Annotated in this window: 21 protein-coding genes; 14 read left to right on the top strand and 7 right to left on the bottom strand. The window is 50.5% G+C overall.

The annotated features are described in order from the left end of the window. Positions 1–43: 43 nt before the first annotated feature. On the top strand, positions 44–3,874 hold the full coding sequence (locus NT239_06550; protein ID XGA72484.1) for a response regulator: 3,831 nt from the start codon (positions 44–46) through the stop codon (positions 3,872–3,874). A 59-nt stretch (positions 3,875–3,933) separates the two neighbouring features. Here NT239_06550 and NT239_06545 read toward each other — a convergent pair whose 3' ends face one another. Continuing rightward, positions 3,934–4,557 (bottom strand): TetR/AcrR family transcriptional regulator, encoded by a 624-nt coding sequence (locus tag NT239_06545; protein XGA72483.1) that lies wholly within the window; start codon positions 4,555–4,557, stop codon positions 3,934–3,936. Positions 4,558–4,719: 162 nt separating this feature from the next. Between NT239_06545 and NT239_06540 the strand changes: the two genes are divergently transcribed. The 5 genes from NT239_06540 (at position 4,720) to NT239_06520 (ending at position 10,845) form a co-directional block, all read left to right on the top strand. Further along, positions 4,720–6,135 (top strand): efflux transporter outer membrane subunit, encoded by a 1,416-nt coding sequence (locus NT239_06540; GenBank protein ID XGA72482.1) that lies wholly within the window; start codon positions 4,720–4,722, stop codon positions 6,133–6,135. Beyond that, complete coding sequence (locus NT239_06535; GenBank protein ID XGA72481.1) at positions 6,132–6,260, top strand: hypothetical protein; 129 nt, start codon at positions 6,132–6,134, stop codon at positions 6,258–6,260. The genes NT239_06540 and NT239_06535 overlap by 4 nt, the downstream gene beginning before the upstream one ends. Positions 6,261–6,263: 3 nt before the next feature. Next, on the top strand, positions 6,264–6,524 hold the full coding sequence (locus NT239_06530) for a DUF4260 domain-containing protein (protein ID XGA72480.1): 261 nt from the start codon (positions 6,264–6,266) through the stop codon (positions 6,522–6,524). Positions 6,525–6,591: 67 nt separating this feature from the next. Beyond that, on the top strand, positions 6,592–7,728 hold the full coding sequence (locus NT239_06525) for an efflux RND transporter periplasmic adaptor subunit (GenBank protein XGA72479.1): 1,137 nt from the start codon (positions 6,592–6,594) through the stop codon (positions 7,726–7,728). A 57-nt stretch (positions 7,729–7,785) separates the two neighbouring features. Beyond that, a complete protein-coding gene (locus NT239_06520; GenBank protein ID XGA72478.1) occupies positions 7,786–10,845 on the top strand; it encodes an efflux RND transporter permease subunit in 3,060 nt (1,019 codons plus the stop codon). 78 nt (positions 10,846–10,923) lie between these two features. Here NT239_06520 and NT239_06515 read toward each other — a convergent pair whose 3' ends face one another. Further along, positions 10,924–11,538, bottom strand: a complete 615-nt coding sequence (locus NT239_06515; GenBank protein XGA72477.1) for a PH domain-containing protein — start codon at positions 11,536–11,538, stop codon at positions 10,924–10,926. 149 nt (positions 11,539–11,687) lie between these two features. Between NT239_06515 and NT239_06510 the strand changes: the two genes are divergently transcribed. Then, complete coding sequence (locus NT239_06510) at positions 11,688–13,838, top strand: adenylate/guanylate cyclase domain-containing protein (protein XGA72476.1); 2,151 nt, start codon at positions 11,688–11,690, stop codon at positions 13,836–13,838. A gap of 18 nt (positions 13,839–13,856) precedes the next feature. Beyond that, on the top strand, positions 13,857–14,483 hold the full coding sequence (locus tag NT239_06505; GenBank protein XGA72475.1) for a hypothetical protein: 627 nt from the start codon (positions 13,857–13,859) through the stop codon (positions 14,481–14,483). A gap of 7 nt (positions 14,484–14,490) precedes the next feature. Here the strand turns inward: NT239_06505 and NT239_06500 are convergent, their stop codons facing one another. Further along, a complete protein-coding gene (locus tag NT239_06500) occupies positions 14,491–15,105 on the bottom strand; it encodes a LysE family translocator (protein ID XGA72474.1) in 615 nt (204 codons plus the stop codon). A gap of 169 nt (positions 15,106–15,274) precedes the next feature. Here NT239_06500 and NT239_06495 point away from each other — a divergent pair, with 169 nt between their 5' ends. Continuing rightward, entirely contained in the window at positions 15,275–18,352 is a 3,078-nt protein-coding gene (locus NT239_06495) for an EAL domain-containing protein (protein XGA72473.1), read from the top strand. A 47-nt stretch (positions 18,353–18,399) separates the two neighbouring features. On the opposite strand, the gene NT239_06490 is transcribed toward NT239_06495, so the two are convergent. Continuing rightward, on the bottom strand, positions 18,400–18,666 hold the full coding sequence (locus NT239_06490; protein XGA72472.1) for an acyl-CoA-binding protein: 267 nt from the start codon (positions 18,664–18,666) through the stop codon (positions 18,400–18,402). Between the two features lie 168 nt (positions 18,667–18,834). On the opposite strand from NT239_06490, the gene NT239_06485 reads away from it, so the two are divergent. The 5 genes from NT239_06485 to NT239_06465 all read left to right on the top strand — a co-directional run bounded on the left by NT239_06485 (position 18,835) and on the right by NT239_06465 (position 22,398). Next, positions 18,835–19,710 carry a D-amino acid aminotransferase gene (locus tag NT239_06485; GenBank protein XGA72471.1) on the top strand — a complete coding sequence of 292 codons (876 nt, stop codon included), beginning with the start codon at positions 18,835–18,837 and terminating at the stop codon, positions 19,708–19,710. 99 nt (positions 19,711–19,809) lie between these two features. Continuing rightward, a complete protein-coding gene (locus tag NT239_06480; GenBank protein XGA72470.1) occupies positions 19,810–20,106 on the top strand; it encodes a DUF493 domain-containing protein in 297 nt (98 codons plus the stop codon). Between the two features lie 95 nt (positions 20,107–20,201). Continuing rightward, on the top strand, positions 20,202–20,825 hold the full coding sequence (lipB, locus tag NT239_06475; protein ID XGA72777.1) for a lipoyl(octanoyl) transferase LipB: 624 nt from the start codon (positions 20,202–20,204) through the stop codon (positions 20,823–20,825). A 23-nt stretch (positions 20,826–20,848) separates the two neighbouring features. Next, positions 20,849–21,823, top strand: a complete 975-nt coding sequence (gene lipA / locus NT239_06470; GenBank protein XGA72469.1) for a lipoyl synthase — start codon at positions 20,849–20,851, stop codon at positions 21,821–21,823. Between the two features lie 110 nt (positions 21,824–21,933). Beyond that, entirely contained in the window at positions 21,934–22,398 is a 465-nt protein-coding gene (locus tag NT239_06465) for an acyl-CoA thioesterase (GenBank protein XGA72468.1), read from the top strand. A 1-nt stretch (position 22,399) separates the two neighbouring features. Here the strand turns inward: NT239_06465 and NT239_06460 are convergent, their stop codons facing one another. The 3 genes from NT239_06460 to NT239_06450 all read right to left on the bottom strand — a co-directional run bounded on the left by NT239_06460 (position 22,400) and on the right by NT239_06450 (position 25,394). After that, positions 22,400–23,290 (bottom strand): ankyrin repeat domain-containing protein, encoded by an 891-nt coding sequence (locus NT239_06460; GenBank protein XGA72467.1) that lies wholly within the window; start codon positions 23,288–23,290, stop codon positions 22,400–22,402. A 120-nt stretch (positions 23,291–23,410) separates the two neighbouring features. Beyond that, the gene (groL, locus tag NT239_06455; protein XGA72466.1) at positions 23,411–25,048 is read right to left on the bottom strand and encodes a chaperonin GroEL; all 1,638 of its coding nucleotides are present in this window, start codon (positions 25,046–25,048) and stop codon (positions 23,411–23,413) included. Positions 25,049–25,109: 61 nt separating this feature from the next. Beyond that, a complete protein-coding gene (locus NT239_06450) occupies positions 25,110–25,394 on the bottom strand; it encodes a co-chaperone GroES (GenBank protein ID XGA72465.1) in 285 nt (94 codons plus the stop codon). Positions 25,395–25,667 lie beyond the last annotated feature (273 nt).

Raw genomic sequence — 25,667 nt, 5'->3', positions numbered from 1 at the left:
AGGCACTATCTTGTTTTTAGAACGACAAGAATAGGGGTTTTGCATGCTCGCCAAAATGCTGTCGGCCATTACCCGCGCGCAAATGGGTTTTGTTGATGTGGCAAACCAACGCAAAGCGTTTGAGGGCATGCTGGTCGACATTTTAGATATTACCCAGAGTGAGTATGGCTTTATAGGCGAGGTAAGGCATCACTTAGACGGGCAGCCCTATTTACGCACCCATGCCATTACCAATATTGCTTGGGATGAGGCGACCCGTGATTTTTATGAAAAAAACGCCCCCCAAGGCTTACAGTTTAATAATTTAAAAACGCTGTTCGGCGTGGCCATGCTTTCGGGTGAAGTTGTAATCGCCAATTCGCCCGCTACTGACTCTAGGGCTGGGGGTATACCTGCAGGGCATCCGCCGCTAAATTCGTTTATGGCAATACCCTGTATTTATGCGGGGAAGATGGTGGCCTTGGTCGGCGTGGCTAATCGCGTGCAAGGCTATGATCAGCAATTAAGCGAACAACTAACGCCATTAATCACCACGGTTGGCCAGTTGCTGATGGGACTTTGGGCTCGGCACGAGCAAGAGCAGCAGCAAGCGCAGCTGTTGCGCCGAGAAGCAGCGTTGCGCGCGCTGAATGAAATTGCCTCTCTGCCGAGTGAATCGATACAGCTGCAATTGCAACAGGCACTTAAATTGGCTGCAGCGTATTTGGATTTGCCGTTTGGCATCATTAGCCAGATTCAAAATCAAGAATATCGCATTCTGTCGCAGGTGTGTCCCGCCGATGAATTGCAAGACGGGATGGTGTTTGAGTTGGGCTCTACCTATTGCAGCTTAACTTTGCAAAGCGATGATGTGCTGCAAATTACGCAGATGGGGCAGTCGCAATATGCAGGCCACCCCTGTTACAAATCATTTGCATTGGAAACGTATATCGGTTGCCCGGTGTGGGTCGATGGTGAGCGCTTTGGAACGGTGAATTTTTCGTCGTCGATAGCGCGGGCGCAGCCATTTGATCGCAGCGATGAAGATTTTGTTATGTTGCTTGGGCGCTGGATAGGTGCGGCATTGCAAAGGCAGAAGCGTGAAATGGCGCTGGAAAAAACCAGCTCGCTATTCCAAGATTTATTCGCCCACATCTCACAAGGCTTTGTGATGCAAACTGGCGAAGGTCAATTGGTACAGGCCAATCCGGCCGCTTGTCAGATTTTAGGTCTGACGATGGATCAATTATTAGGCCGCACCACATTCGATCCACGCTGGCATGCAATCCATGAAGACGGCAGCCCTTATCCCGGGGAAACACACCCCGCTATGGTGGCAATCCGCACTGGGCAAGTCATTCGTGATGATGTGATGGGCATTTATAATCCACAGGATGATGCGTATCGCTGGATAAATGTCGATGCTTATCCACGTATTAACGCTGAAGACCCAAGCAAAAATCTGGTGTACACCGTTTTTACCGATATCACCGAGCGCAAACAAACGCAAGAAGCGCTGAAATACGAGCAAGAGCTGTTATCCGACATTATCAAAACACAACCTGCTGGCGTATTCAGGATGCGGGTATCTCAGATTGATACTTGGCAGCAAGGCGACTGGCTGAGCGAGGATCGCGCGCCATTTCGGTTTGAATTAATCAATCAAGCTTTTTGCTCAATTCTCAATCTGAGTCGGGATGAGTTGATGGACAGCCCTGGGCGAATTTTGTGCCGGCTGCATCCAGATGATCGTCCAATTTTTGCCGAAAAAAATGAGGCCGCCAACTTCAACTTTACGCTGCTGATCTGGGAGGGGCGGCTTTTAATTGATCAGCAAGAAAAATGGGTCCGCTTTGAGGCTAAGCCGAGCAAATTACAGACGGGTGAATTGTGTTGGACGGGGTTGTTGATCGATATTAACGAGCGCAAGCAGGTGGAGTTGGCGATGCAACGCCTATCACTCGTCGCTAGCCAGACTAGTAATGGGGTGATTATTACAGATCAAAATGGCCGCATTGAATGGGTGAACGAAGGGATGGAGCGGCTCTCTGGTTATACACTCAACGAGTTGGTGGGGCTTAAGCCATCCGAGGTATTGCAAGGCGCACAAAGCGATCCTTCGGTGATTGCCCAAATGAGTCGCTGCATTAAAAATCGACGCTCTTTTGATGTTGAGCTTATTAATTATCACCGTAACGGGCAGCCTTATTGGGTCAGCATTCAATGCAATCCATTTTTTGATTCGCTGGGGCATTTGCAAGGCTATATCGCAGTGGAAAGCGATATGACTTTGCGAAAGCTCTCTGAACTTGAGTTAACCGAGGCGCGGCAAACTGCCGAGGCGGCTAGCAAAGCGAAAAGCATGTTTGTCGCTAATATGAGTCATGAAATTCGCACCCCACTCAATGGCGTATTGGGCATGGCGCAGCTGCTGCTTGATACGCCGCTCAATGATACTCAGCGTAAATACATTGAAACGATCCAGACGAGTGGGGATGCATTGCTGAGTGTGATTAATGATATTTTGGATTTTTCTAAGATTGAAGCGGGCAAGCTTGATCTGTCGCCAATCGAGTTTGATTTGCACAGCATGCTCGACGATTTTGCCGACATGATGGCTATTAAGCCGCAGCAAAAAGGTGTGGAGTTTTTCTGCCGCATTGATGCCAATGTACCGCATTGGGTGTATGGCGATCCTGGGCGTATTCGCCAAATATTGATTAATTTAAGCGGCAACGCGATTAAATTTACCGATCAAGGTGAAGTTGATGTGCAAGTGAGCCTCGTGGCGCAACAGGATGAGTTGATTGAGCTGAAATTTACCATTCGCGATACGGGTATTGGCATCGAGCAAGCGCAGCTTGACCGGCTGTTTCAAAGTTTTAGCCAAGTCGATGCGGGTATTACGCGACGTTTTGGAGGGACCGGGCTGGGCTTGGCGATATCTAAGCAGCTGGTGGGATTAATGCGCGGGCAAATCGGTGTGTTTAGTGAGCCTCATTTTGGCTCTGAATTTTGGTTTACTGTGCAATTAGGGCGAGTTAAGCATCCTGCAGCCACGCCCGCACCGTACCCTGATTTGGCTGGTAAGCGGGTATTAGTGGCAGAAAAATTACGTAATGGCGGCGAACATATCGCGGATCTGCTGATGCGTAAACAGATGATCCCCGTCGTTGTGACCAATGCCGCCGAATTCATGCAGGCTCTGCAGGATAGTAATGACTTTGCCATTGCCTTAATCGATTTCCAATTGCCCGGCGGCGAGGGGGAAGGCTTGGTGCGAGCTATTCGCGCCGATGCACGCTGGCGCGAACTGCCCTTGATTATGCTCACGGCGGTTGGGCAACGTGGCGATGCCAACCGTGTCCAGGCAGCCGGCTGCAATGGTTTTCTCAGTAAGCCACTGCACCAGCGTGATTTATATGAAATGCTGCAAATCGTGCTGCGCGATGGTCAATCGACGCAATTGGTGACGCGACATACTGTGCGTGAGGCGCGCCATTATCAGATGAAAATCCTACTGGCTGAAGACAATCAGGTAAATCAGCTGGTGGCGGTAAAAATGCTGGAAGGCTTGGGGTGTCGAGTCGATACCGCCAATCATGGCGAGGCCGCCATTGCTCGACTGCAGGAAGACGATTACGACCTCGTGTTTATGGATATGCAAATGCCGGTGATGGATGGCCTAAGTGCAACGGCCATCATCCGCCGAGATGAACGTTTTGCCGCAATCCCGATTATTGCACTCACCGCCAACGCCATGAGTGAGGATAGGCAGGCCTGTTTGGAAGTGGGCATGAATGATTTTTTATCCAAACCGCTGAATAACCGTGCCCTGGAGGAGATGCTAAATCGTTGGCGTCATGGTGTTCTACCCAACGATTATTCGATCTGACGGGTATGTTTTTTAATGCCAATCTAATAAATGGCTGGATCGATATACCTGGTGGGGTGTTAGGTTCGACGGTGGGCGCGGATAAAGAGCTGCACAGCTTGCTCGGTGTGGCTGATGATGGTGTCGAGCGTGGGTTCGGCAACCGATAATTGCATTTTGCGGACAATACCTGAATCGCACAGAGCAAAAAATTGTTCAGCCGCTAGGTGTGGATTGGCAATCTCCAAGAGCTGTTGTTCATGTAAATGCGCCAGATAGCGGCTTAAATTGGCAATTGCCTGTTCTGGGCCGCTTTTCTCGATGGCTCGGCCTAGCTCGGGAAACTGCATTACTTCGGCCAAAACAATACGGAAGAAAGCGCGCTGGTTGTCGTCGGCCAACCCCATTAACCATTCCTTGCCGATCAGATTCAGAATGACTTCGGGTGGTGTATCGCTGTATTCGGTCGGTGGATTAAATGGCGCCTTTGATTTACTGCATTCCTCTTCGATCAGGGCGATAAACAGTTCTTCTTTGCTCACAAAATAGTTGTACAGCGTGCCTTTTGAGACGCCCGCCGTTTTTGCAATCCGCTCCATGCTCGCTGCCGCGTAGCCAGTTTCCAAAAAAACAGCCCGCGCGCCCACTAAAATCTGCGTTCGTTTGCTTTCATTAAGTTTACTATTGCTTATCGGGGGATTCATTGCTGCGTCCAAATTAATCTAAAGTGCATATTGACCGAACCGTTCAGTCAGTATAGCATCATTCTCCGAAATGCCCAATTTAGCGCTGTGGCGCGCAGTCTGTTTGTTGGCCGCTTGCTGCAGCATCAAAGTATGCTGATCTCCCAATAGGAACGTAGTTCGATGCAACTTCGTTTAATTCTCTCGCTGATGGTCTTGGCTGGCGCCTTGAGTGCTTGTGCCGTCAATTTACCCGCACCCACTGCGCAAGAACTCGACCCCAAAGCCACTGAATGGCAGGCCAGTGCCCCGCTGGCAGAGCGGCTGGCTGAGCAGGCACAGTGGTGGGCGGCTTGGAATGATCCAGTCCTTAGCCAATTGCAGGCGGCGGCTCAGAAGGAAAATCCAAGCTTGCAGCTGGCCGAAGCACGCATTCGTGAGGCACGTGCGAAAGCATATTCCGCCAAAGCCTATCTCTGGCCCACGGTTGGTGCTACCGCCACTGGTGCGCGCAGCCGCAATGAATTAATTGCCCCGAGCTTTGTTACTGACAATAGCTCAATCGGATTAGATGCCAGTTGGGAAATTGATTTATGGGGTGGTGTGCGTGCGGCAGAACAAGGCTTGCTGGCCAATTTAGCGGCGCAAACTGCGGGCTGGCACGATGCACGCGCCAGTATCGCCGCTGAAGTGGCCAATGCCTATATTACGTTCCGTGCGTATCAAACCATGGGCGGCATTGTGGCGCAGGATTTGGCCTCGCGCGATCGCAGCCTGCAATTAACGCAGGAAAAAGAAAGCGTTGGCCTGGCAAGCCCCGTCGATGTTGCCTTGCTCGATGCTAGTAGTGGGGACGCGCAGGCTCAGTTGGCCGAAATGCAGGAAGGACAGGCCATCGCGATTAAAGCTTTGGTTGCGTTAACAGGCTTGGATGAAAACGAAGTGCGTGTGCAATTGCAGTCGCAAGAACAAGGCAGTATGCCCAAGCCAGTGGGCTTTTCAGTGGCAAGTCTGCCCGCCGAAGTGATTGCGCAGCGACCTGATGTGCGCATGGCTGCCGAGCAGGTGAAAATGGCTGCGGCCGATGTTGGTGTCGCCGAGGTAGCCCGTTTGCCTTCGCTGAGCTTGTTTGGCGCGATCAATATTGGCGAACAACGCGTCGGTAGTTTGGAGCTATCGGGCAAATCATGGTCGTTTGGCCCCACTATTAAATTGCCGATTTTTAATGCAGGCCGGCTAAAAGCCGATCAAGAGGCCGCCCAAGCGCGCTACGATCAGGCGCTGGCGGCGTATCAGCAACGTGTTCGTCTCGCTGTGCGTGAAGTTGAAGAAAGCATGGTGCGGCTGCAAGGCTCGGAAAAACGCGTAGCAGCGACGCAGCGCGCGGTGAATGGCTATCAAAAGCAGCTCGACTCAGGTGAGGCCATGTGGCAAGCCGGCGCGGCTAGTTTGCTGGATTTGGAGGTCTCGCGCCGCTTTTTACTCGGGGCACAAACGCGCTTAATCAGCTTGCAACGCGAGCAGTTAGCCAATTGGATTGCGCTGTATAAATCGGTTGGCGGTGAATGGCCCGTTGATGAAGCCGAGGTTAAGCAATGATCTCACCCCAAGGTGCGCAAGGTGGTGTTCGATTAATACTTAGGCTAGAAGGGCTGGCGGTCTTCATCGCCGCGGCGTATTGGTATAGCCAATTGGGGCAAAGCTGGGGGCACTTTGCAACGTGATTTTTGCTGCCGGATCTTGCCCTGTTAGCCTACTTAATCAGCCGGCCTATCGGTGCGCTGGTCTATAACAGCACGCATTCTTATGTCGGGGCATTGGCGCTGCTGGGGGCTGGATTTGTGCTCAAGCTACCCCTTTGTTTGGGTTTGGCGCTGATCTGGTGCGCACATATCGGTTTTGATCGTGCTTTAGGTTATGGCTTGAAATATACGGCTGGTTTTCATTTAACGCACTTAGGCGCAATTGGGCGAGTGAAGACGCAGTAAATGAGTAAGGGTATTGCCTTCAATGGCAATGCTTAAAATGAATTGATAGAGATACTGGAGTAGGGTAATGAATCATTGGTTTGAACGTTTTCCTCAGTTACGCCAGCGCCGAGTGCTGATCAGTATTTTGGCCGCTTTTGCCGTTGCCAGCATCGGTGGTTATGCCATGGCCACAGGTGAGAAAAAGACCGCAGACGCCGCGCCTGCGAAGGCGGTATTGGCGGTGAAATTGATTTCTCCGCAAACAGTGGATTGGGCACAAAACATCGCTGCGAATGGCAATGTGCTGGCGTGGCAAGAGCTGCAAATTGGCACTGAAATCGGCGGTTTGCGCTTGGTGGAAGTCAATGCTGAAGTTGGCAGCGTGGTTAAAAAAGGCCAAATGCTCGCGCGCTATAACGATGAAACGATCCAAGCCGAATTAGCTCAGGTGAAAGCTGCTGTGGCCGAGGCTGAAGCCGCGCTCAATGAAGCGCAAGAAAACGCTAATCGCGTCCGCCAACTGGGGAATAGCGGTTCGCTCAGTGCGCAGCAAATTACGCAAGCGATGACGCAAGAGCGCACTGCGCAAGCGCGCGTGGCCTCAGCCAAAGCGCAGTTGGTGAGTGCGCAGGCACGTTTAAACCAAACCAAAATCGTCGCGCCAGACGATGGTGTGATCGTGGCCCGCAGCGCCACGCTCGGGGCGGTGAGCCAACCGGGGCAAGAGTTATTCAAAATGGTACGGAAAGGCCGCTTGGAATGGCAGGCCGAAGTGACCGCCAGCGAAAGCACGCGAATTAAAGTGGGTCAAGCGGCCACGTTCACGGTGGCCAGCGGCAAAGTCTTTACCGGCAAAGTGCGGCAAATCGCCCCTTCTGTCGATGTGCGCACGCGTAATTTGCTGGTTTATGTCGATGTAAAAAACGACGATCCCAATTTAACCACCATTAAACCGGGCATGTTTGCCAAGGGGCAAATCGCCGTGGGCCAAGGCAAAGCGTTGACCTTGCCCGGCAGTGCAATTTTGCTGCGCGATGGTTTTGCCAATGTGTTTGTGCTCGATAGCAAGGCGGGTGGCAATAAGGTGAAACAAGTGCGTGTACAAATTGGTCGCCAATCGCAAGGCTTGATGGAAGTCAGCGGCATTGCGCCGGATGCCAAAGTGGTGGCTTCAGGCGGTGGTTTCTTGGCCGATGGTGATACCGTTCGTGTCGTTAAATGATGGGTATAGCGCTGTAATCTAATCCAATAAAGAGTGCTATTGAAATACCTAGGATGAATGATGAATTTCTCTGCTTGGTCGATTAAAAACCCAATTCCCGCCATCATGCTGTTCATCTTGCTGTCGATCGCAGGGCTGTGGTCGTTTAAAGCGATGAAGGTGCAAGACTTTCCCGATATCGAATTGCCGATGGTGACGGTGACTGCGGTGCTCGATGGCGCGGCACCGGCGCAATTGGAAACGGAAGTGGCGCGCAAAATCGAAAATTCGGTCTCGGCGCTACGCGGCGTTAAGCACGTTTATAGCAATATTACCGACGGCGTCGTTGGGATGACGGTTGAGTTTGAGCTGGAAAAGCCGATCAATGAAGCGGTGGACGATGTTCGCGACGCGATCTCCAATGTGCGCGGAGAATTACCGTCCGATATGAAAGACCCGATTGTCGGCAAGGTTGAGTTTTCCGGCGTGCCGTTTTTGGTCTTTACCGTGGCTGATGCTCAGCTCGACGAGGAGCAGTTGTCATGGCTGGTCGATAATAAAATTACTCGCTCCATTCGTTCGGTATCGGGCGTTGGGCAAGTGTCGCGAGTTGGTGGTGTGAGCCGTGAAGTGCGCATCGAGCTTGATCCTGAGCGGATGAGCGCTTTGGGTGTGACCAGTAGCGATATCTCACGCCAGCTGGCGATTACACAAAAAGACGCCTCGGGTGGTCGTGCTGATTTAGGCGGGGCTGAACAGGCATTTCGTACCATTGCCACGGTACAAACCGCGGCTGAATTGGCCAAAATGGAATTGTCTTTAGCCGATGGCCGCCGAATTCGTTTAGACCAAATCGCCACGGTTGAAGACACGATTGCCGAGCGCCGCACGATTGCGCAGCTCGATGGTAAAGCGGTGGTGGGGTTTGAAATTACCCGCGCTCGTGGCGCAAGTGAAACGGAAGTCGCCGAGCAGGTGCAAAAAGTATTGGCGCAACTCAAGGCCGAACATCCATCGCTGCAAATTAATCAAGCCTACGATATGGCGCAGCCAGTACAGGACGAGTTTGATGGCTCGATGATGCTGCTGTACGAAGGCGCACTGCTGGCGATTGTGGTGGTGTGGTTCTTCTTGCGCGACTGGCGTGCGACTTTGGTGTCGGCCGCGGCGCTGCCTTTATCGGTGCTGCCAACCTTTATCGGTATGCACTATATGGGCTTTACGCTCAATACCGTGACTTTGCTGTCGATGGCCTTGGTGGTCGGGATTTTGGTCGACGATGCGATTGTCGAAATCGAAAACATCGTGCGCCATTTACGCATGGGCAAAACGCCGTATCAGGCCGCGATGGAAGCGGCCGATGAGATTGGCCTGGCGGTGATCGCGACCACTTTTGCCTTGGTCGCCGTGTTTTTGCCGACCGCGTTTATGGGCGGTATTCCAGGTAAATTCTTTATTTCCTTCGGTTGGACTGCGGCGCTGGCGGTGATGGCCTCCTTGCTCGTAGCGCGTCTGCTCACGCCGATGATGGCCGCCTATTTACTCAAGCCGATTATGCATCAGCCCAAAGAAGGCCGCATCATGGCCACTTATATGCGGTGGGCAGAATGGTGCTTGCGCAATCGGAAAAAAACCGCCGTGCTGTCGATCCTGTTTTTTGTAGGTTCTTTGGCCTTGGTGCCGCTGTTGCCAACCGGCTTTGTGCCGGCCGATGATCGATCTCAAACCTTAGTCAGCATTGAATTGCCGCCGGGCGCGACCTTGCAAGACACCTTTAAAGTGACCGAACAAGCTCGCCACATTATCGAAAAACAGCCGTATATCACACGCATGTATACCGCGATTGGTGGTGGTAAGGCTGGGGCTGACCCATTTGCGGGTGGTTCGAGTAGCGTGAATAAAGCGAGCATTACCTTGACCTTGGCCGATCGCAAAGAGCGTCCAATCAAGAAAACGCAGATCGAAAAGAATCTGCGCGAAGCGCTCGCCGTGTTGCCCGGTGCGCGTGTCAAAATTGGCTTGGGTCAATCGGGCGAAAAACTGCAGATGATTATTAAGTCGGACGATCCCGAAGCCTTGGCGCTGGCGGCGAAAAACATCGAAAAAGATTTGCGTACGCTGCAAGGCGTGGGCGCGATTATTTCCAGTGCTAGCTTGGTGCGCCCCGAAGTCATCATTCGCCCTGATATGGCCAAAGCCGCCGATATGGGGGTCACGGGTTTAGCGATTGCCAATACCATTCGCGTGGCAACGGTGGGGGATTTTGATACTGCGCTGGCCAAATTGAATTTGCCTGAACGCCAAGTACCGGTGGTGGTGCGTTTGCCTGATGCCTTCCGCACTGATTTGGAGGCAATTAAACGCCTGCGCGTGCCATCGAATCAAGGCGAAGTGATGTTGGGGCAAGTGGCGAATGTGGAAATCTCCAGCGGGCCGAGCTTGATTAGCCGCTACGATCGCGCCCGCAATGTGATTTTCGACGTTGAGCTTAATGGCCGTTCTTTGGGCGAGGTGAGCGCTGAGTTGGATGAACTACCTGCGCTGAAAAACCTGCCGGCCGGTGTGACGCGTGCTGAGTTTGGCGACGCTGAAGAGATGAAAAAACTCTTCGCTAGCTTTGGTTTGGCGATGTTGACTGGTGTGCTGTGTATTTACATGGTGCTGGTGCTGCTGTTCCGTGATTTTATGCAGCCGATCACGATTCTGGCCGCTTTGCCGCTGTCGATTGGTGGCGCGTTTGTTGCGCTGCTGATTGCCAATAGCGCGTTTGCGATGCCATCGTTAATTGGTTTGATTATGTTGATGGGGATTGCGACCAAAAACTCAATCTTGCTGGTGGAATACGCGATTGTCGCGCGCCGCGAAGGGAAAAACCGCTTTGATGCCTTGATGGATGCGTGTCACAAACGGGCGCGCCCGATTGTAATGACGACGATTGCAATGGGTGCGGGTATGTTGCCGATTGCGCTCGGTTGGGGCGCGGATTCGAGTTTTCGCTCGCCAATGGCCATTGCGGTGATCGGTGGCTTGATTACGTCAACATTCTTGAGCTTGCTGGTGATTCCTGTGGTGTTTACTTTTGTCGATGATTTCGTGCAATGGTGGGCGCGCAAACGCGGCAAAACACAGACGGCATAACTGAATCAAGATACATGCATTGGTATCTAGATCTGGGCCAATGCATGTATTGTTTAGCTTGATATACCCTTGGGTATGTTAGCCTTTGATGTAGCGTTCGAACACATGGCCAAAGTCTTTGACCGCGTATTTTTGCTGTGCCGCTGAGAGCCAGCTAAACGCCACCTGATTCAATTCTTTAAATGCTTCCACCACCGGCGTGCCGCCCACTTGGCCGCGGCCTAAAGTCGTTGCCGCCAATTCCAGGCTCGCTTTGGCGTTGTCGTGCATGATTTCATTTTCATGCATGATTTCAGCAATGCGCAGCAGTGATTTGTACAAATCTTTCAATTCTTCCAAATGCTTTTTATGTACGTCGATTGAAAATTCTTTGTGGCCAAAGGTAAATTTGATTTCAACATCCATATCCACCGTGCCAGCGGTTTCGAGGTGCACATTGGTGATCGGGTGGGCGTGGTAGCTATAGCGATACAGCATGCGCTTTTTGCTCATTGCGCTGGTGCCGTCCAGATGAATCAGTGCTTTATTGGTAAAGCAGTATTCATCAGTTTTTGATTTGATCAAAAAGAAAATCTTTTCGTCGTCTTCGTGAAACACATAATCATCGGCGTCGACCTTGTCGTAATCTTCGACTTTCACCACCGAACCAATATCACTGAGTCCTAAAGCATCTGCTGCGAGTTTGCCAAACATATCACGTCCTCAAAATGAAAAAAGCCTGACTAGTCTAGTCAAAATGCGCCAATTTGTAGAGTAACAATTGCAACAAAATCCAGTTGCGTAAAACTACTGGCAATTTAGCGCAAATTGCATTTACTGAATCCATATGCTGGGGAGTTGCGATGCGCTATGGATTGTGGGTTGCGATAGGGATCATCCTGCTGGCTTTAATTGGCCAAACTCAATCGTGGCTGCCGGGTTTAGCGCGTTGGACTTACGACATGCAGGTGCGCCTAACGGCAACGGGGCACGCACCGAGTGGCGATGTAGCAATCATCAAAATTGACGATGCCAGTTTGAAAGCTCTGGGGCGCTGGCCGTGGCCGCGCGATGTGCAGGCGCAATTACTGCACACTTTGGCTGATTATTATCAGGTGACGTTGATCGGGCTGGATATGGTGATGGCTGAGCCTGAAACCAACGCCCTGCAAGCGGCTTGGCCACAGCTGTGCCAGGATTTAGGCGGGGCACAAAGCGGGCCATGTGCCGTGTGGCAAGCGCGATTACAGCCGCTGCTTCAGCCAGAGCGACGCTTTACTCAAGTCGTGAGTCAGCTACCGGTAGTGGGTGGCATGTATTTTTTACCTGAACGCGGTGCAGCTGGTGTGTTGCCGCAGCCGATTGCGGTGCAAAATCCGCGCCAATTGGCCTTATTTCCCGCCGCACAAGGATACGGCGGCAATTGGGAAGGCTTAGCCAATGCGCTACCTAAGTCGGGGTTTTTAAATACGATGGTTGATTCTGACGGGGTGGTGCGCAGAGTGCCGCTCATCATTCAGTATCAAGATCGGCTTTATCCAAGCCTTGTGGCTGCGATGGCGGCGCAGCTGAGTGAACCGAAAAATCCGACGATTGAAGTGATGACGCTGAGTGATGAATCGGGTTTTCAGCAGCTGGATGCGATTGTACTGGGTCGAATTTTGATACGCCGTACTGATCAAGCTGGGCGTGTATTGCTGCCGCAGTTTGGCCCCGCAGGGACGATCGCAGGTTTTTCTGCGATCGATGTGTTACAGCGACGTATCGATGTGAGGCAACTAGCTGGGAGGGCGGTGATTGTGGGAGCTACGGCGCCCGGCTTGCTCGATATTCGTGCCACGCCCATCAGCCCAACTTATCCAGGACTAGAAGCGCAGGCTTCGCTATTGCAGGCTGTGCTGAGTAATCAGCTAGCTTGGTCGCCACCTTGGGCTGCGGTGATGATTTTGCCAGTGATGATCTTCATCGGGGGCTTCTTAGTTTGGCGTTTTAATCGCGATGGTTTTATACGCTGCCATCTCTGGTTTTTTACCGCGTTGCTGCTCTTGCTGGCTGTCTCTGTATTAGCTTGGCATGTCTATCGCTGGGTATTGCCATTAGTTTGGCCATTCATATTGGTGGTGGGGTTATACCTATGGATGGTATTGGCGGCTCGATTAGTGGCTTTTCGTCAGCATCGGCTCTTGCGGGAACGGTTTGGCGAATACATTCCGCCACAAATCGTGGATAAGCTCGATACTGCGACCTTGCAGCAGGGCATGAGTCCTGAACTCAAAAAAATGACGGTGCTGTTTACCGATGTCAAAGACTTTACTGCGATTGCAGAGCAATTAAACCCAGCGGATTTAGCCGATTTGCTAAATCAATACTTAAGCGTGATGACGGAGCAAATCCACGCTCAGCAAGGCGTTGTTGATAAATATATTGGTGACGCAATTATGGCTTTTTGGGGCGCTCCCGTCGCCGATGAATTGCAGATTGAGCATGCGGTGCAAACTGGGCTGGCGATGCAAGCCAGTTTGGCGGCATTGAATCTGCAATTTGCCACGCGCAATTGGCCGCAACTAGGTATTGGTCTGGCAATTCATACCGGCGAAATGCGGGTGGGCAATATGGGTTCACGCTACCGCCGTGCTTATACCGTTTTGGGCGATGCGGTAAATGTCGCATCACGAACTGAATCGTTAACACGGGTGTATCAGCAAACAATGCTCGTCACAGAGGAGGTGGCAGCGGCGTTGCCGAACTACGATTGGCTGGAAATTGACTATGTGCGGGTGAAAGGGCGCCAGCAAGCATTTGGCATTTATATTTTGCCTGCGAATGACACCGCCGCATGGCGTGAGTCTTGGCTGCAAATGCGCGCGGCTTGTCGCCGAGGAGATGGCCACGCGGCGCTAGCTTTATTGGCGCTTTGTCGTGCATTAGGCCTTGAAGATGGGCTATATCATAGTTATCAGACCCGCCTGCCCGAGTGGCCATCGGACGGCGTGTGGAGCTGGCAAGCAAAATAAGTTTAATCGGAGTCAATCATGCCCTTGATCAAGCGTCGCACCCTGTTAGCTTTACTGGCTGTGCTGCCATTGCACCTGGTGTGGGCCATGAGCAGTATTTTTACCCGTGCCGGAGTTCAAAAAATCCAAGGTGAATTACGTATCAATGGTGTGCTGGCTCAGGTTGGCTCGCAGGTGGAGTGGGGCGATCAAGTCGAAACGGGGCCTAATTCTTGGGCGGTTTTTGTGTTAGGCAAAGATGCCTTTTTACTTAGAGAAAATAGCAAAGTGATTTTGGGTGTCGAGGCTGCAAGCCGCTTTATTCGTTTGCAAACCGGAAAGCTGCTGTCGGTGTTTGGTCCTGGAGAAAAAACGTTAGAAACACAATCGGTTTTATTGGGAATACGGGGAACGGGCTGTTATCTAGAGGCTGAGCCAGATGGGACATATGTTTGTTTATGTTATGGGCACGCGGTCTTAACCCCCAAGTTAGCCGGGTCACACAGCATCAATTATCAAACCCATCATCATGAAACCCCCTATTGGGTTGCAGGCTCACAGGTGCAAGCTGCGGGTGTGCGCAACCATTCTGATGCGGAATTAACCATGCTGGAAGCCTTAGTTGGACGAATCCCACCCTTTAGCAAAGGGCCAAGTCGGTATTAGGCATCACCTACTGTGGTGCTAGGGCAAGGCCAATCCCCACCACAAAAAATGCCAGCGCGCAGCTGCGGTTAAAAAATCGTATTCGGCCTGCGCCAGATAACCAGCTAGCCAGCCGATTTCCTCCCCAGGCATATGCCAATTGCCAAGCGATCTCGATCAGAAAAAATGACAGCAGTAGAATCAGCCATTGCGTATGCTGTGGGCGGTGCAAATCGATAAATTGCGGCAAAAATGCCCCAGCGAACAAAATTGCCTTTGGGTTGGATAGGGCAACGGCTAAGCCGACGCGAAATCTGGCAGGGGCGTGGTGCGCTTCAGGCGCATTAAATTGCAGTAATTCACCAGCTCGCCAGCTTTGAATCCCCAAATAAATTAAATAAAGTGCGCCACAAATTTTGAGCAAATTAAATAAAAACACGGACGAGCTTAAAATTGCGCCAACACCAAGTGCCGATAGTCCAATCAAAATGGACAACCCTGCAATGGCTCCGCCAATGGTAGCAATCGTGGCTTGCCAGCCATAGCGGGCTCCATGGCTGAGCATTAACAGCATGTTTGGGCCTGGTGTACCAGAGATAAAAAATGTGGTCAGTAAAAACAATAGCCAAAGATTTATATTCATTGCTTGTTCCCTGTAATGATATTTTTCTTTCTTTATTAGTAATAAAAAGAGCTGGAACGCCTTGTTTTACCACGCTTTACGATCAATGCTTGCAATCAATTGGCTTTGTCATAAAAATGAGAGTACTTATCGAAAAGTGCGTATGCTGTGATTAAAAAGAGAATGTTCTGTGTCTCGTAGCCGATTAAATCAGCAAGTTGAAGAGTCTGGGTACTCGCTGGGGCGTATCCGCAAAGTGCTGGTTGTTTTGTCACTGATCGTTTGTGGCATTGCACTCGCTATTTTAGGCATTTCGATTTGGCGCAGCTATAACGATACCTTGGCGAAAGCCGAGCAAGAAATGTTATTGCTGGCTCGCACCATGGAAGAGCACGTTGGCCGCACCATGGAAGGTACATTATCTGCCATGAATGGTGTCGAACACGATGACATTTTTGCTTCGTGTTTAACGGCCAAAGATCGGGCCTGTTTACATGCGTATTTACAGCGCAGCGTTGGCCGCTATCCGCAACTGAACTCAATGGCGCTGGCTTTTTCGGATGGTGAGTTAGCTGCTTCGAATTTAATGCATCCAACCGCGGTGCGAAATCTATCTAGTATTCAATATTTCCGCGCAATTCGTGCTCGTCAACAACTGCCTTACTACATTGGTGAGTACCAGTTTGATCCAACCAGTACTGTCGAAGGCATTCCCTTTGTTGTTAGTGTCCTCGAACGGCAAAGCCAGTCTATGGCGGTGTTAGTGGCCGGATTGGATGCCAATTTTTATCAGCAATTTTATGATTCGATTAATTTAAATCGTGATTTGGTTATTCGTCTTTTTCGAGAAGACGGCATTACGCTGGTTCGTTTTCCATTGGAAAAACAGGAGCTTGGGCGCGATATATCCCAGCGCAGTTATTTCGACAAAGTGTTTCGCGATTCACCCAGTGGCGTTTTTTATGAGACCAGCGAAAGTGATGGGGTGACCCGTGTGTATGGTTGGCGAAGGGTGCAGGGCTGGCCATTAGGTGTATCCGTAGGGATAGATCGTGAGCTCGTATTATCGCAATGGCGTAAAGAAACTTTGGTCAATGTGGCCATTGCCTTGATGCTTCTATCATCGGGTGCTGGTTTATTATTGTATGTGTTGCGGCAGTTGCGTCGCTTAGAACGTACTGAAGACACCTTATTCCTCACCAAAGTGGCGGTGGAGAACGGTGCTGATATGGCGATTTGGCTCGATCCACAAGGGCATATTCGCTACGTCAATACCACAAGTTGTAAACGCTTGGGTTTTAATGAAAGCGAGCTGATGGGGATGCGCTTTCGTGATATCCACCCCAACTTCAAAGCCGATGGTTGGCCCAAGTTCTGGCAAAAGTTGCGGCACCATCGACATTTGTTTGATGAAATTACGCTACGAACGCGAACTGGTGAAGAGTTTCCGAGTGAAATGCACTCGAACTACATTTTGTTTCAAGGCCAAGAATATAACTGCGCGGTAGTGCGCGATATTTCTGAGCGCAGGATGGCCGAGGAAGCGATTGGTAAATCTGAGCAGCAATTGCGGCTTGCCTTGGAAGCATCGAGTACCGGTTTATTTGATATGCCACTCGATGGTCGCCGTACTGCAGTGACCAGCCCAGAATACGATAAATTGCTTGGTTATCAGCCGGGTGAATTAATCGAAACGTTTGAGAAGTGGAAAGAGCAACTTCACCCAACTGACAGAGAGCAAGCGGTATCAGCTTATCGCGATTATTACGTCGGAAACTCAGCGCAGTTTGCCGTCGATTTTCGCCGTCGTACCAAATCAGGTGAATATCGCTGGTTCCAAAGTCAAGGTAAGTTTGTTGATTTCGATTCGCGCGGGAAACCGAGTCGCTTGATTGGGACGATGACCGATATTACCGAGCGCAAAGAAGCGCAAGAACGGATTACCGAGTTGGCCAACTTCGATACCGTGACCGGATTGGCCAATCGCAATTTACTGCGCGATGAGTTGCGTTTGGCGCTGGCGTCCGCTGAGCGTTATAAACGCAAATTAGCCTTGCTGTTTTTGGATCTAGATCGCTTTAAAACAATTAATGATTCATTGGGTCATGCTGCGGGAGATATGGTGCTGGCACAAGTGGCATTGCGCCTGCGTAATATTGTGGGTAAGCAAGATATTTTGTCTCGGCTTGGTGGTGATGAGTTTGTATTGGTGTTGGCCGACTTGCCCAATGCCTTGGTCGCGGGTGACGTTGCCGAGCGAATTTTAGCGTCATTTGCCGAGCCTTTTGTGCTAGAGGCGGGCAATTTTGCGACGTCGACGTCGATCGGTATTAGCGTCTACCCTGACGATGGGCATGATGCGGACGAGCTGATTAAAAATGCCGACGTGGCGATGTATCAAGCCAAAAGTAACGGGCGAAATAATTACCAATTCTTTACTGCAGATATGAATGCGCGAGCGTCTGAGCGCCTGAGTCTCGAGACGAGCATGCGCGATGCGCTGGAGCGCGGTGAGTTTGAAGTCTATTTTCAGCCGCAAGTGAGTTTAGCTAATGGGGAAATTATTGGCGCAGAAGCTTTAGTGCGTTGGAATCACCCCACGCAGGGTTTGATTTCTCCGGCCAAATTTATCCCGATTGCCGAAGAGTCACGCATGATTGTGCCTTTAGGTAATTGGGTACTTAGGCGTAGCTGTGAATTGGCGGCGCAATGGCAACAAGAAGGCTTGCCGCCGATTACCATTGCGGTCAATCTATCGCCGCTGCAGTTGCATCAATCGAATTTGCTAGAACTGATCGAAGATGCGCTGCAATCGTCTGGGTTAGATGCAAAATACCTTGAGCTTGAAGTTACTGAGTCGGTGGTGATGCAGGAAGTTGAGCATGTGATGGCGATGTTGCATGGTATTAAGCAATTGGGCGTAAAACTTTCGCTCGATGATTTTGGTACCGGTTATTCTAGCTTGTCGTATTTGAAGCGCTTTGCATTTAATAAACTCAAAGTTGATCAAAGCTTTGTACGCGATATTAGTTCAGATGCAAATGATGCAGCCATCGTGTTGGCAATTATCGGTTTGGGTAAAACCCTAGGCATGTCGGTATTGGCTGAGGGGGTAGAAACAGAGCTACAGCTTGAGTTTTTGCGCCGCGCTCAAACCGACTCGATTCAGGGGTATTTGTATAGCAAACCGCTAGCGGCCGAGCCTTTCCGGCAATTGATGATTGAACATCGGTGCTTAGCATTGCCAGAAATTGAGTTGTACCACTAATGAAAAAGCCTCGTGAAATCGAGGCTTTTTCATTACTCGCTGTTAAATTAAGCGTCGTTGGCTTTGAGTTCTTCTACTAAATCGACGTAGTCTTGCATCGCTTGCTCAGTGCTCGTGCCCGCCAATTTGCTCCACGCATCATATTTTGCTTGAGCAACAAATTGGATCGCTGAAGGCCGCTCGCCACTAACATCGCCTGAGCTGGCTTGTTTGTATAGTGCATAGAGCTTTAATTTGGTTTGTACATCGGGCGCTTCATTGAGTTCGACGACTTCGTCTTGAGCTTTCTGAAAGCGTTGTGATAAATCGGACATTGCTACCTCCATTTAAACGATCGTTTTAATGCGTCTGCTCAGTATAGTGATTAAATTGTTTGACTGCTAGTGCAGATAAAAAACAGTGATAAGTGTTTGTATTGATGTGCCTAAACTGTATTGCCGATGTCGCATTCAGCGTAAAATAGATATCAGTGAGGCCTTGCTATGTCGATACCTGCGTTAACCGCATATTTGAATGGGCAATTTGCACCGCTTAATGAGCTCAACATTTCCGTGATGGACCGCGGATTTTTGTTTGGCGACGGCGTGTATGAAATGATTCCAGTCTATTCGCGCTGCATTTTTCGCCTTGACGAACATTTGGCGCGTTTGGCGCGCAGTTTGGCTGCGGTGCAGATTCACAATCCTTATGACATCGTGCAGTGGCGCGCGATTGTGCAGCAGTTGGTGGCCAAGCAAGATTTTGCAGATCAATCGGTGTATCTGCAGGTCACGCGCGGTGTGGCTTATCCGCGCAACCATGCATTTCCTTGGCCTGAAGTAGCGGCAACGGTGTTTGCATTTTGCGATCCCTTAGAAATGCCGCCCGCGTCGGCTTACCAGCAAGGCGTGGCTGCGGTGACGACACGCGATCTGCGCTGGCTGCGCTGCGACATTAAAGCCATTTCGTTGCTGGCCAATGTGCTGGCCAAGCAAGCCGCGGTGGATGCACAAGCGGCTGAAACCATTTTGCTACGCGATGGAAAAATGATCGAAGGCGCTGCAAGTAATATCTTTATCGTGCAAAATGGCGTCCTTTACGCGCCGCAGATTAGCGAGCTAATGCTAGCTGGCATTACTTATGACTTGATCATTGAATTGGCGCGGCAGCATGATTTTGCGCTGGTGCTGGGGGATGTGTCTGAGGCAATGTTGCGCGATGCCGACGAAGTTTGGCTCACGTCGTCGTCAAAAGAAATATTGCCAATAGTTAAATTGGACGATCAGCCAGTAGGAAATGGCCAAGTTGGCCCCATTTATCAGAAAATGCTGCAGATTTACCAAACATACAAAGCCACGGTGATGCGCCGGGCTCAGTAAAGTACAAAAGTTGGCCTGCAAGGCGCAAAGTCGAAGACAGTACACATAGTACGACGAGACGCAGCAGGCGAGCTTTTGTTTTGAATTGAAGGAATGAAGATGGCTTTGATTGATATCCCCAACCAAAAGTTGGAAGACTTAGTAACTTTCCCTGCGCTAATTCCGGTAAAAGCAGTTAGCCAAAAAAATATTGCCGAGCACGAATTTCGCGCCGCGGTGTTTGCGGTGACGCGCGAGTTGGTGCCGGTGTTTTTGGAAGAACACATCACGATTCGTGCTTCGAGCGCAGGCAGCTATTTCTCGGCGACGTTGATGGTGACGTTTGAACACGTTGATCAAGTCTATGCACTTGATAGCGCACTGCGCGCTCATCCGCTGGTTTTGCGTGTACTGTAATGCAAAGCGTTGAAAATACTACACTGAGTATAGACTTGCAGCGCATTGCAGATCTTGGCTATGTTGATATACCCCTAGACCCATTTGCGCACGTACTGCGTGTTCGCCATTTGGGGCAAGTCGATTACGAGCCAACGTGGCAAGCAATGCAAAAATTCACCGCTGAGCGTGATGCTGATACGGTCGATGAATTGTGGATCTTGGAGCACCCGCCGGTGTTCACCCAAGGCCAAGCGGGCAAGGCCGAACATATTCTGGCAACGAGCGATATTCCGGTGGTGCAAATCGATCGCGGCGGGCAGGTGACGTATCACGGCCCGGGCCAGCTCGTGGCTTACCTTTTACTCGATTTACGTCGCTACAAAATGGGTGTGCGTGACTTAGTACGCAAGCTGGAAAATAGCGTGATCGGCATCTTGGCCGATCATGGCATTACCGCCTACGGCAAAGTTGATGCGCCCGGCGTCTACGTCAAAGACGAATACGCCGAATCAAAAATCGCCAGCCTTGGGTTGCGTATTCGCAATGGCTGCTGCTATCACGGCCTCGCGCTGAATGTTTCAATGGATTTAGCGCCGTTTAACCTGATTAACCCGTGCGGTTATCAGGGCTTGCAGGTCACGCGGATGGCTGATTTTGGAATCAGCGAGACACCCGCGTCATTAGCCGCTAAAATGGCGGACAAAATTGCCCACCAAATCAAATCTTTAACCGTATAAAAGCTGCGGTTATTGGGAAGAAAATGACTGAAGAAATCAAAACTGCGGCTAAGCCAAGCAAAGAAGTCGGCGTTAAGCTCAAAGGCGAAGCCAAAACTGCACGTATTCCCATCAAAATTGTTCAGCTCGAAACCAAGCTGAAAAAGCCAGAATGGATTCGTGTGCAAGCGGCGAGCCACAATAGCCGTTTCTACGAAATCAAAGAGATTTTGCGCGAGCAAAAACTGCACACTGTGTGTGAGGAAGCCTCTTGCCCGAATATTGGCGAATGCTTTGGTAAAGGCACGGCGACCTTCATGATCATGGGCGACATCTGTACGCGTCGTTGCCCGTTCTGTGATGTGGGCCATGGTCGCCCCAATCCACTCGATGAAAACGAGCCACGCCATTTGGGTGAGACCATCGCCGCGTTGAAATTGAAATACGTGGTAATTACCTCGGTCGATCGCGATGATTTGCGCGACGGCGGCGCGGCGCACTTTGTGGAATGTATTCAGAAAACGCGCGAACTCAGCCCAAATACGCAAATCGAAGTTTTGGTACCCGATTTCCGTGGCCGGATGGACATTGCCTTGGATATTTTCCAACAAGCCTTGCCGGATGTGATGAACCACAATCTGGAAACTGCGCCACGCCTGTACAAGCAAGCGCGCCCTGGTTCGGATTACCAGCATTCGCTCGATTTATTGAAAGAATTCAAACGTCTGTATCCGCACGTGAATACTAAATCCGGCATTATGGTTGGCTTGGGTGAGACTGATGAAGAAGTCTACCAAGTGATGGAAGACATGCGCGCGCACGACATTGATATGATCACAATTGGTCAGTATCTGCAGCCATCGAACGGCCACTTGCCGGTCTTGCGCTATGTGCATCCAGATCAATTCAAAGCGTTTGAAAAACGCGCTTATGAATTGGGCTTTAAACACGCGGCGGTGGGCGCGATGGTGCGTTCGAGCTATCACGCAGATCAGCAGGCACATAACGCAGGCGTATAAGCGAAGTGTTGTACTCGCTAATGAAAACGGGGCTATGCCCCGTTTTTTATTGGTATTGCTTTTAAAGCTATGAATAATAGAGCAATCAAAGCAATACAAGCTGAGGGTATATGAGCGACTTACCACGCCATGAATTGGCGATGACTGTATTAATGACGCCAGATATGGCTAACTTTTCAGGCAAAGTGCACGGCGGTGCTTTACTCAAACAACTCGATCAAGTTGCCTATGCCTGTGCTTCACGTTATGCCGGTGCTTATGCGGTGACCTTGTCGGTCGATCAAGTGACCTTCAAACAACCGATTCATGTCGGTGAATTGGTGCATTTTCTGGCGAGCGTGAACTACACCGGTCGCACTTCAATGGAGATTGGCATTCGGGTAGTCGCTGAAGATATTCGTCGCCAAACCAAACGTCACACCAATAGTTGCTATTTCACGATGGTGGCGATGAGCGAAGAGGGTCGACCACTGGAAATCGAACCACTTATTGCCACCAACGAAGAGCAAATCAAGCGCTGGATTGAAGCCGAAGCGCGACGAGACATTCGGCTTGCACAAAGTAAAGCGACTTAGCCTAGAGGCCAAAGCGATGTTTGGTGAACAATTGGCGGATTTGTGGGTTGCTGTGTGATAAACCAAGGCTCAGTGCAGTTTGCTGATCTTTACCAGCGACGTCGATTTTGGCGTGTTGCAACAACAAGGTCTCGCTACTGCGGTAGTGGTTGGTTTGCAGTGCATGAATGAGTGCCGTTTGACCTATTTGATCGGTTTGATTGATGTCAGCACCTGCCTCAAGCAGACGGCGAATCGCTTCATGTTTACCCCGTGATGCAGCCTGCATCAGTGGTGTTACGCCGACTTTATTTGCGGCATTGACCTGCGCACCATGCTCGATTAATAAGTCTATCGCTTGCAAATTACCATCGGCCGCAGCCCAGTGTAGTGCGCTATAGCCACCCAAATCGCGAGATTCTGTGTTCGCTTCACGCGAAAGTAAGAGCCCCAGCAAGGGCAGGTGAGAAAACGTAGCGGCCCAAATGAGCGCGGTTTTTCCGTATTCATCAGCGGTTTCGATATTGATGCCTGATTTTAAATACATCAATACACGTAATGTGTTGCCAGCGGCGGCAGAGGCAAAATAATCATCTTTGCTAACCGTGACTTCGCCATAGCTCAAATCGGAGTCGAGCTCTTTGACATGATCCCAAGCTTGTTCTTCGGGCTCATGCTTACCAAAACGACTTAGATGCAGTCGATAAAGGCTGAAAATTTCAGAGGCAACATCTGGCGGAAAACCCTGCCGGCCACCGCGCTCGTCAACGGCAAGCGATGAAATAATGCGCTCGAAATGATCTGTTCCCCACACGGCAATGATCTGCTCCAAGATGCGCGGGTAAGACTCTTCCAAATGATGTGGATAGAAATCTGCATCAGAACCGAGTAGATCAAGTACTGCAGGATTCAAAACAACCTCAAACAAACAAATGGCACAGGGGTCTCACTCTACCGATTGCGCTTACTGAGTTCAAGTGAAAAAAAACGCCACTTTGCATAACAAGTGGCGTTTTGTTGCGCTGCGGCAAAATTACATCATGCCGCCCATACCACCCATGCCGCCCATGTCTGGCATTGCTGGTGCGTCGTCTTTTGGCAACTCAGCCACCATGCAGTCGGTCGTCAACAACAGACCTGCTACCGAAGCTGCGTGTTGCAATGCAGAGCGAGTTACTTTAGCTGGATCGAGTACACCCATCTCAACCATATCGCCGTATTCGCCAGTCGCCGCGTTATAACCGAAGTTACCTTTGCCTTCCAGCACTTTAGCAACCACAACGCTTGGCTCGTCGCCCGCGTTTTGTACGATCTGGCGCAATGGCGCTTCGATCGCGCGCAGCACGATCTTGATACCTGCGTCTTGATCAGAGTTAGCGCCTTTCAGCTCAGTGATGGTTGAACGTGCACGCAGCAGCGCAACGCCGCCACCTGCTACGATACCTTCTTCAACCGCTGCGCGAGTCGCGTGCAACGCGTCTTCAACGCGTGCTTTCTTCTCTTTCATTTCAACTTCAGTTGCCGCGCCAACCTTGATTACCGCAACGCCGCCAGCCAATTTAGCTACGCGCTCTTGCAGTTTTTCACGATCGTAATCGCTGGTTGATTCTTCAACTTGTTTGCGAATTGTAGCAACGCGAGTTTTGATTGCTTCTTCTGAACCAGCACCGTCGATGATGGTGGTGTTTTCTTTAGCCACTTCGATGCGTTTAGCTTGACCGAGCATGCTCAGGTCAGCTTTTTCAAGGCTCAGACCTACTTCTTCAGCGATCACAGTACCGCCTGTCAAGATCGCGATGTCTTCGAGCATCGCTTTACGACGATCGCCAAAGCCAGGCGCTTTCACTGCAACAGTTTTCAAGATGCCGCGGATGTTGTTCACAACCAATGTTGCCAATGCTTCGCCATCAACGTCTTCAGCGATGATCAGCAATGGACGGCCCGCTTTTGCTACTTGCTCGAGTACTGGCAACAAGTCACGGATGTTGCTGATTTTCTTGTCGAACAACAATACGAATGGGTTGTCCAGCGCAGCGATTTGTTTGTCTGGGTTGTTGATGAAGTACGGTGACAAGTAGCCACGGTCGAATTGCATACCTTCAACCACGTCCAATTCGTCTTCCAAGCCTGAACCGTCTTCTACGGTGATCACGCCTTCTTTACCCACTTTGTCCATCGCAGCAGCGATTTTTTCACCGATGATTTCGTCGCTGTTAGCAGAGATCGAACCCACTTGCGCGATTTCTTTGCTAGTTGTGCATGGCTTAGCGATGTTTTTCAGCTCGCCCACCAAAGTCACCACGGCTTTGTCGATACCGCGTTTCAGATCCATTGGGTTCATGCCGGCAGCAACGTATTTCATGCCTTCTTGCACGATGGCTTGAGCCAATACAGTTGCAGTTGTCGTGCCGTCACCAGCGATGTCAGAAGTTTTAGACGCCACTTCTTTCACCATCTGCGCGCCCATGTTTTCGAATTTGTCTTTCAATTCGATTTCTTTGGCAACAGATACACCATCTTTAGTGATGGTTGGCGCGCCGAAAGAGCGCTCCAGCACGACGTTACGACCTTTAGGGCCCAAAGTTACTTTAACCGCGTTCGCCAATACGTTAACGCCGTTCACCATTTTTGCGCGTGCGCTGTCACCAAACAGAACTTCTTTAGCAGCCATTTTCAATTCTCCAAATTCATAATCAACCGGCTTTTTGCCGGGAAACAATCTTTAGTGTGGATTACTCAACGATTGCGAAGATTTCTTCTTCACGTACGACAACCAGCTCTTCGCCGTCGATTTTCACGCTTTGCGCGTATTTGCCGAGCAAGACTTTGTCGCCGACTTTGACAGTCAGTGCTTGAACTGAGCCGTTTTCCAGTACTTTGCCGGCACCAACTGCAATCACTTCACCCATGTCTGGTTTTTCAGCCGCGCTGCCCGCTAGCAAAATGCCAGATGCAGTTTTTTCTTCGGCTTCAACGCGCTTGATCACAACACGGTCATGCAATGGACGGATTTTCATGGTGTTAAAACTCCTGAGTACAAGTTCGTTAATTCAGAATTTGATATGGCAAACGAGGCTTTTAGCACTCGCTGCTCTTGAGTGCTAAATGGTAGGGGCGGATGCGGTGGTTTTCAAGAGGGTGTGGTGGAAAAAATTAACCAGTCTAGGTATTTGGGGAAAATGAATTCGGGGGGGGGAGGGTATTGCTCTGTACGGGATATGGTGACTGAGCTTGAGGGCGATACATCCAGGCAATAAAAAATGCCCCGAGCAAGCTCAGGGCATTTTTTA

Source organism: Chitinibacter sp. SCUT-21, assembly GCA_041874755.1.
Taxonomy (GTDB): domain Bacteria; phylum Pseudomonadota; class Gammaproteobacteria; order Burkholderiales; family Chitinibacteraceae; genus Chitinibacter.
Note: the sequence above shows the minus strand (reverse complement) of the source record. Positions and strands in the feature narration are given on the sequence as shown.